This is a genomic window from Streptomyces sp. NPDC006476, from assembly GCF_040612015.1.
GTDB classification, from domain to species: Bacteria; Actinomycetota; Actinomycetes; order Streptomycetales; family Streptomycetaceae; genus Streptomyces; species Streptomyces griseorubiginosus_B.
This window is the reverse complement of sequence record NZ_JBEXPK010000161.1, coordinates 1-7,681: the sequence shown is the minus strand read 5'-3', so window position 1 is coordinate 7,681 and position 7,681 is coordinate 1. Positions and strand designations below refer to the sequence as shown.

5 protein-coding genes and 1 pseudogene are annotated in these 7,681 nt (G+C 68.4%); 1 reads left to right on the top strand and 5 read right to left on the bottom strand.

The genetic code is table 11. The features are described 5' to 3' along the window. From ABZZ74_RS51640 to ABZZ74_RS51620, 5 genes are all read right to left on the bottom strand, one after another. Positions 1 to 1,382: IS481 family transposase (locus ABZZ74_RS51640; RefSeq protein WP_356951069.1), on the bottom strand; the 1,382-nt coding region annotated here is incomplete at its 3' end. Positions 1,383 to 1,857: 475 nt separating this feature from the next. Beyond that, positions 1,858 to 3,108, bottom strand: a complete 1,251-nt coding sequence (locus tag ABZZ74_RS51635; protein ID WP_356951068.1) for an MFS transporter — start codon at positions 3,106 to 3,108, stop codon at positions 1,858 to 1,860. Next, positions 3,105 to 4,370 carry a bacterial transcriptional activator domain-containing protein gene (locus tag ABZZ74_RS51630; RefSeq protein WP_356951067.1) on the bottom strand — a complete coding sequence of 422 codons (1,266 nt, stop codon included), beginning with the start codon at positions 4,368 to 4,370 and terminating at the stop codon, positions 3,105 to 3,107. The genes ABZZ74_RS51635 and ABZZ74_RS51630 overlap by 4 nt, the downstream gene beginning before the upstream one ends. Positions 4,371 to 4,434: 64 nt before the next feature. Next, on the bottom strand, positions 4,435 to 6,069 hold the full coding sequence (locus ABZZ74_RS51625; RefSeq protein ID WP_356951066.1) for a hypothetical protein: 1,635 nt from the start codon (positions 6,067 to 6,069) through the stop codon (positions 4,435 to 4,437). Between the two features lie 194 nt (positions 6,070 to 6,263). Beyond that, entirely contained in the window at positions 6,264 to 7,415 is a 1,152-nt protein-coding gene (locus tag ABZZ74_RS51620; RefSeq protein WP_356951065.1) for a ThiF family adenylyltransferase, read from the bottom strand. Between the two features lie 174 nt (positions 7,416 to 7,589). Here ABZZ74_RS51620 and ABZZ74_RS51615 point away from each other — a divergent pair. Continuing rightward, positions 7,590 to 7,681 (top strand): annotated as a pseudogene (locus ABZZ74_RS51615) (flavin reductase); the annotation flags it as partial.

The following is a 7,681-nucleotide window of genomic DNA, read 5'->3' as shown; positions in this document are numbered from 1 at the left end:
GCCAGGTCGTGCAGCGCCTGGGCAACGCCCTGGCCGTGCACCGGCAAAGGGTGCTCCAGCAGCGGGTCGACAACGAGGTCGCCCACGCGGTCGACGGCCGGAGGAGCGGGTGGTGGTCCTGCCGGACGGGCGCCGCGGAGCTTGAGCTGGTGCAGGTGTTCGGCGTCGAGGTTGGACGGCACGGTCTTCACCACCTCGCCGTTCACCAGGACGTGGACGGTGTTCTCATCGGCCCAGATGCGGGCTCGCAGGCCCGCCCGCCCGGCGCCGAGGCGGATGCGCTGGACGGAGGGGATGATGCTGACCTGTCCGCTGGCGGGGAGCACGGTGTCGAACTCGACCGCGCCAGCCGACGGCTCCAGGATCAGTGCCGGCGGTGCCGGCTCGGCGGGGCCGGAAACAGCCTCGGACCGCTGGGCGGGCACGACCTTGACCGGTTCTGGCTGCGGGTTGGGGCGGAACAGGCTGGCCGGTGTGGCCATGTCGAGGGCTTGATGCGGGCGGAGGTGGTTGTAGGTGTGAACCCATTCGTTGATGGCGGCCTGGGCTGCGGCAAGTGATGCGAACGGCCCGCAGTCGTCGAGCAGTTCTCTGCGCAGGGTCCGGTGCCAGCGTTCGATCTTGCCGGTGGTGGTCGGTGAGTACGGCTTGGTGAGCTTCGCGCCGATCCCGTTCTCCCGGCAGACCCGCTCGAACAGCACCTCTGCGGGTCTTGGCCGGGTGTAGCGGCCGGTGAACTGTTTTCCGTTGTCCGTGAGCACCTCGGCCGGGACTCCGTGGACCTGCATGGCTCGCACGAACGCGTCGGCCACCGCCCTCCCGGAGGGCACCGCGAGCACCTCGGCGACCACGATGAAACGCGAATGGTCGTCGATCCCGGTGAGCATCTTGCACTCACGCCCGTCGGCGAGGTAGATCCCGCCGACCAGGTCAAGCTGCCACAGGTGCATCGGCGTCTCGCGCTGCCACCGCTTGTACTTGCGCCGGTGCTGTTGATCCTGCGCTCGCACCAGACCGTTGCGGGTCAGGACCCGGTGAACGGTGGCCCGGGACGGAGCGGGCTCAGTTCCAGTCCGCTTGATCTCGTAGGCGATCCGCCGCGCTCCCCAGCGCGGATGGGACCGGCGCATCTCGCAGACCAGGGCCTCCACCTCGGCCGGCAGCCTGTTCGGACTCGTCCGCGGCCGACGGGATGACTCCCTCAGACCTTCGAAGCCACCCGCGGCGTACTTCGCCTTCCACGTGTAGACCGACTGCCGGGAGACCCCGTACCGCTGGGCGACCTCGGTGATCGGCGAACCGTCGAGTACCTCCAGCACCGCCCGGTACCTCTGCTCGACCAACCAGTCGCCCTGCTGCGGGCTTTCCGCCTCCTGAGTCACACCCGAAGCATCTGAAGTGCCATCAGAAAATGTCAAGAGTGTCCTGAGAACATCACGTCAACTATGTCCTGAGCCCTCATACGACACACCAACATCGGCTTCGCGGCATGACGTTCGCAAGTGGCAAGCCAGAGTCTGTTGCCGGGGCATGCGCCGGGCCAGCCGGGCTCGTCGCCGTCATCGCAGGATCACCAAAGTCGCGATCATCCGGTCTGTGCGACCCGCTGATGGCTGGACCCGCCGCCTTCGGCCCGCAGACACTCACGCCCCCGGCGCTTGCGCAACCGGGACTCCTCCCGCGCCATCCACTGCCCCGCCAACTCGGCGATGAGCCGCCCGGGTTGATGCCGCGAGTGCCCGTGTAGATACGATGCGAAAGAGCCGTACGGGCCAAAGATCGCTTCACAACCATCCCAACCCGTACGGCTCTCTTCAGGTTCCAGACCAGCCGAAACCGTTGTCGCACACCCGCCCGTTAGGGAACCTGCCATAGCTGTCGGCTGGTCAGTGGTGACAGGCCGACGACGACGAGCGTGGCGCCCAGCACGATCAGGGATAGGGCTGGGCTGGCGACGTAGGCGACGAGGCCGGAGATGACCGGTCCGAGTGGCATGGCCAGGGCGACGAGGGCTCCGAGCAGGGCGAAGATCCGGCCGCGCATGTTCTCCTCGATGCGTGTCTGGATGTAGGCGTTGACGCATACGGAGGCGCAGCCCGAGGGGGTGCCGACGATGAGGAAGCAGAGCATCATCCAGGGCGGGGAGGGCCACAGTCCGGCGGCGAGGATGGCGCTGCCCTGGATGGTGGCGTTGAGTGCGAGGAGGATCCCCTTGCGGGCGTGCACGATGAACCTGCGGGCGAAGGCCAGCCCCAGCAGCCGGCCGGTGAACCATGCGCCGATGAGCATGCCGTACCAGACGCCGCCGTGTGCGCTGTGGTCTATGAGGAGCGCGGGCAATATGAGCAGGATCCCCGTCTCGACGAGGTCGATCAGTGGCAGGGTCGGTGCGAGCCGGGTCATCGCGGGGTCCTGCCGTGCGGCCGCGAGTCCCTGGCGTGCGGCTGTCATCCACCCGTTGGCGGCGGCGCGCAGTGAGCGCGACCGGCCGGGTGTGCTGTCGCGCAGGATGCGCCATGCGCCGAGGAGCGAGAGTGCCGAGATGAGGAAGGTGAGGCTGTTCAGCAGTAGCGCGATCTGGATCCCTGCCGCGACCGCGATCCCGGCGAGGACGGGACCGAGCATGCCTGAGATCATGTCCGAGGCAAGGAGCCACGCGTCGAGCCGCAGCAACTCGCCCTCGTCACGGGCGATCGTGCCGATGTGGGACTGGAGCGCCGGCTCGAACATGACCCCGGTGACCCGCAGTACGACGATGCCGATGACCAGCAGCGGTGTCGACACGCCGCCGGTCCAGAAGGCGAGGCACAGTGCCAGGGACACGGCGAAGCGGACGGCATCGGTGCCGGCCAGCAGCCAGTGCCGCGGAAGCCGGTCAACGAGGACGCCTGTGAAGGGGGCCATGACTGCTATCGGCAGGAACTGGGCGAGGCCGACAGCGACGACGCCGACGGTCGCACCGAGATGGACGATCGCGTACCACGCCACCGCGGCGGCAAAAAGCCTGTCTCCCGCTGCCGAGAGCGTCAGGGCGGACCAGACCGACAGGAAGCTGGGGGAACGCAGCAGGCCGCCGGGCGCGGCCTGTGGGCGTGCACTCGTCGTCACAGGCGGGACTCCGTGGTTCCCGTGCGTTGGCGGGGTTTGGACGGCACAGGCGGCTTTGCGGAACGTGCGTTGTGCTGGGTGGCAGGTGCACCGGCGAGGCCGGATGGGCCGTCGATGCCGGGTTCGAGCTGGCGGCAGCAGTCGGCCCAGTGCTGCGCGCGCTGCGTCTCACCATGGATCTGGGCCGCTATGGAGGCGAAATAGTAGGCTTTCGCCCGATGTGGCAGTTCGCATTGACTTGCCCGAACGAATGCGTCTTCGGCGTCTTCCGCGCGCTCGGCGCCCATGAGGGCCTTCCCCAGGGCGAACCATGTCTTCGCGTCGTACGGGTCGAGGGCGGTGAGCCGTCGGGCGTAGTCGATTGCCAGGTCGTGGTCTCCGAGCGCCCGATGCGTCGTGCTGAGGGTTTCGAGGGCCGGGAAGCGGTAATCGGCGAGGAGCAGTTCCTGGCCGAGGCCGTCGGGTGTGTGGCCTTCGAGGAGGTGTTCGGCGAGTTCCAGGTGCGCGAGCGTTCCCGACCTGTCCTTATTGAGGAAGGGGCCGAAGGCAAGCGTCCGGTTCAGCGCACTTCGGCAGAGCGCGTCCTCCAGGCTGCCGTCCCTGCCGTGCGCGAGCGCCTGGTCCAGACGAACACCGATGCGGTAGGCGTCCGCGGCGAGATCTCCGTGCGGGTCGCCGGCCTTGCCCCGCTCGGTTAAGGCGAAACGCACCAGGCGCACGCGCTGGTCGAGGGGCAGGGTTTCGTCCTCGGCCCGGCGCACTGCGAGGGCTTCGATGTCGATCGGCCGGCCGTGGAACCACAGAAGGACGCCGAGGGCGGCTACCGGGGATTCACTGGCTTTCAGGCGGTCCTGCAGGTCATCGCGCTCGGAGGGTTCCAGGCCGAACACCCGTGCATAGGACCTGATCGCCCCGAGCCGGCCCGTGAGCTGTGCCCTGCTTGCGATGTCGCCACAACGGGCGTCCAGCGCCGCGCACACCTGGCCGAGGAACGCCGAGCCCGACGCCGCGTTCGCTGTCAGATCGAACCCGGCGGCTGAGGCGTCGCCGTAGCTCGCCGCGACCATGAGCCGCCAAGCGGGCGGGACGACGAGGTCGAACGGAGCGCGCAGCGCGGATACGTCGCCGACGACGGCACGTGCCAGGTAGGACGTCGTACGGGCGTGCAGCGGAGCGTTCTCGCCGGGTTCACGCAGGTCGTAGTACGTACCGTTGGAGGTGTCCGGCCCGGCCGAGGTGTAGCACAGCAGCCGCTGCCGCATGGCTCGCGCCCCCCGGCCGGGCCGGTATGCCCTCAGAGCCGCGAAGCCTTCCTTTATGTCCATGTCACTCCTCGATACAGCTGGCAATGGTGTCCAGGACACGCCGCACGGACCGGATATGCCGCGGTATGTGGCCCTCTCCGGCGAGACGGACGACGGCGTCAGGCCGGTCTCTGCGTGCCGCGGCCTCCACGAGCGAGGGAGGCACGATCGGGTCCTGGTCTCCATGGATGACGGCCCACCGGACGTGCGCGGGCGGCCTTTGAACCTCGCGCGCTGCGTCCGGGGCGAACGCACGGGTCACGAATTCCTCCAGCGAGCCGGGGACCGGCTCATCCGCTCCCTCGGCGAGCTGGTACATGTCGGCGGGAGACCACGGACCGTTCATGGTGACCAGGCACAGGTCCGGTGCCTGTACCCGGTGCGCGGTCCGCGCAGCGAGGAACGCGCCGTAGCTGTGGCCGACCAGCACGAGTGGGCCGGGAAGCGTCTCGCTTGCGCCGACCCCCGCGAGGTGATGAATCGCGGCGGCGACGAGGTCGGCATCGCGAGTGCCGAACTCGCCTCGCCGAAACGAAGGCGACAGCCGCTGCTGGACGGCCGCGGTGTAGGGGGACTCGAGCTGATGGACACTGAACCCCATACGCAGGAGCAGCTCGACCATGGGATCCCACACGGGAGCCCACTCACCGTACGGTCCCCCGCGCAGCAGAACGGCCAGGTCCCGCCCGCTCCCCCCCATGCCGTAGCTGAGGGACCTTACTTCCCCGCCGGGAAGCGGCACGGTGCGCGCCGCGTATGGCAGCGCGGCGTCCTGCGCGGGCGGCCGGCCCGCCTCCCGGCACCAGATCCCGTGCAGGGGAATGCCGGGGCACGTCGCGACAGTGCGGGCGCCGACGGCGCTGGGCACCGGCCGGCCGAGCGTCCAGGGGCCCGTAAACTGGACATGGCCGCCGCCGGCGCTCCAGCGGCTCACCACAGTGTGCGGCCAGTCCAGGCCAATCCACGTGCATCCGTCCGCGTCCCACGCCGCCGGGCACCGCACACCGGAAACCTCCAGCAGCACCTGCGCCGTCGCGACGGCGCTGATACACAAGGTGCCACGGCGCCAGACGGCGACGTACGCGCCGTCTGGGGACAGGGCGACCTCGGAGTCGGGCCCAGCTCCCGGCGCGGAATGCGAGGTCAGCGCCCCGGTCGCGACATCGAGACGGACGAAGGCCTGCCTCTCACCGCCTAGCGGCCAAATCAGCCCTGCGCTGGGAGCGGCCGCCACCCGCGCGACGGGAAGTGGCAGCCCTGCCGCCGGTTTGAGGGCACGCCACTCCCGTACGGCCCGGCAGTCCTGCCCGGCAGCGACATAAACGACGTCCTCGCGCAGGACACACACATATGGGCCGAGCACCAGAACACGGCCCGGGGCCGGCGCCACGGGTAACTTGTCGCCGCAACGAAGGCAGGCGAGCCGGTGCCTATCGGCCGCGACAGCCAGGACGCACCCAGAGGGAAGACGCCCGGCGACGGTAAGGCCGTCCGGGACATCGAAGTCCGTCCCGCTGTACGGATCGTGGACGGCACGGGTGTGGCCGTGGCCTCTGAGATCGAGCGGGGTGCTGTCGGGTGTGCTGACGATGTCTTCCGTCGGCTCGGTCGCCAGGATCTCGTCGATCAGGGCGCGCGCGGTCGGTCGCGGGGCCATGGGGCCGTTCCTCGAAGTGGTCTGGGCGGTGTAGCGTTTGGGAACGGGGCGGCTGATGGGTGCAGCCGCCCCGTATGCCGATACGCCTATCGTTTACAGGCGGGGGCCGTACTCGCCCAGCATGAGGACGTCGTAGGCCTCAACGACCTCCTCCGTCACCACGGCCTCTTCCTGCTGCTCCTGGTTCTCCATCGTCACTTCACCTCCTTCCCGCTTCTCGTCGGGCTCTTGTGCCCGCCGCAGGAGATCACACAGTCCTTCTGCGGCGGGAGTTCGTGGACGACACCATCGAGTAGGCCAGCCCCCTTCTGGAGGTAGGCGTCAAGCGTTACCGGCGCGGTACACCCGGTAAGAAACCGAACAGCTTCCAGGGCGACCATCGCTGAGTCGGCCGCGGGCTGAGGGCACAGCGTGCCGACCTGCGGCATCGGGAAGTGGTCGGTCTGCGCGCCCCGGGCTGCGGCACCGGACGAGCGCAGCAGGGCAGCGTGCAGGCAGCCGGCGCAGCTAGTGCGGCCGGGAACGAACAAGGGACCGACCCGCCCGCCCCCGGTCTGCAGGGACGGCACACCGGTCTTGAGACTGGCGCCTGAGACCCAGAGCCGGATCGACAAGTAGGGCTGGTCCGCGGCACCGATGATCAGGTCGTGGCCTGCGGCCATGTCCGCGAGGTCTTCCACGGATGTGACCACACGTCGGGAGAAGTTAAGCGCGGCATCCGGGAAGCGCTCAGCGAAATGCCGGTGAAGCACCTCAGTCTTGGGATTCCCGACATCATCCGGAGAGATCAGCGCCGTACGGTTGAGGTTACTCATCTCCACGACATCGCCGTCGCACCCCGATACCGTCCCCACACCGGACATGAGCAGCTGATAGGCGATCCAGCTGCCGACACCCCCAAGGCCGACGACAAAGACCTTCGCATTCAGGAGCCGCTCAAGGTACGAGAAACGGTCGACGCCAGGACTTTCGTGTGTGCCGAAGAACCGCAGCGTCCGCCGGTGACGCTCGAGAATGGCCCCGCTAAGCCTGGTCTCCCGCGGCGGCGCCTCCAACGCACCAATGTTATGCAATGCGCCGACGAGAGACTCCAGGGTCGAGGACGCATCCGATCCTTCCCCAGCCAGCAACCGGACACGGTCCGAGCGCGTGCCCTCGATCAGCGCCTGAGCGACCGCCTCCCACGTAGGTGACGTCGTGATACGGACGGCCCGCCGGGCACGCACGAACGCGATTTGGTCGTCAATCAGGACGACCATGGCGTCCTGTTTCAGGCGCAATAACTCGTCGCCTGTCGTCAGGGCTACTACCGGAGGGCCCGACGCCCCCATGCCCGCAAGCAACATGATGGATGCCTTACAAATATCGAGGAAAAACCACCGTGGCGCGCCGCAATTCTGATTGCCGCGTGTCTCGAATGGTCACCGTATTGGCCGAGAGGGGAAACTTGTAGAGTCAAATGCCTCTCCTGTCTCACATACCCCTCTCATCACACGGTTCGGTGCGGGCATGCTGACGGGGTGAGCAACGACGAGTTCCGCGCCGCCATGTCCCGGCTGGCCGCGGGCGTGGTCCTGGTGACCGCCCAGGAGCCGCCGCTGGACCCCGACGA